This window comes from Clostridium sp. AF34-10BH (genome assembly GCF_003478095.1).
GTDB lineage: Bacteria > Bacillota > Clostridia > Lachnospirales > Lachnospiraceae > Acetatifactor > Acetatifactor acetigignens.
On the sequence record NZ_QUEC01000082.1, the window covers coordinates 1 to 589 of the forward strand.

General features: G+C 44.7%; 1 tRNA gene and 1 rRNA gene. Both read left to right on the plus strand.

Annotated features, from left to right (window positions below):
• The first annotated feature begins 126 nt into the window (after positions 1 to 126).
• Positions 127 to 244, plus strand: a 5S ribosomal RNA gene (rrf, locus tag DWZ61_RS19450).
• 7 nt (positions 245 to 251) lie between these two features.
• A tRNA-Ile gene (locus DWZ61_RS19455) sits at positions 252 to 325 on the plus strand.
• The last annotated feature ends 264 nt before the right edge of the window (positions 326 to 589 follow it).

Below are 589 nucleotides of genomic sequence, written 5' to 3' on the forward strand. Positions count from 1 at the left end.
CTTTCTAAGGAAACGGAAGAAGTAGGGGTTGCATTACTGTTGATTTGCCAAAGAGGTAAATCGAAAGAAGATGGTGGCGTATGCGCAAAGCGCATAACCAGCCAAGACATCTTCACAAATAAAATTTCTGGTGGTTATGCGCTTAGGGGACACACCCGTTCTCATCCCGAACACGATGGTTAAGACCTAAGCGGCCGATGGTACTATACTGGAGACGGTATGGGAGAGCAGGTGGCTGCCAAATTACAAATGGGCTTATAGCTCAGCCGGTTAGAGCGCACGCCTGATAAGCGTGAGGTCGGTGGTTCGAGTCCACTTAAGCCCAGTCGACAAATACTAACCGATTTGTCGAACGGAGAATACGAAGTATTCTCTTAGAGCTGGCACTTTAGTGTCAGGTTTGTTCCTTGAAAACCGAATATTGAAATTAAAATCTATTATATCAAGTTTGCAAAACGATATAACAAGACATCCGAGGGATCTTGCAGAGATGTAAGATCAAACAAGCAAAACGAAACAAAACCTAAAGTAACATCACGCTAGATGTGAAGAACTGGTTGGCGGGAATCGCGCAAGCGGTCATTCGTAA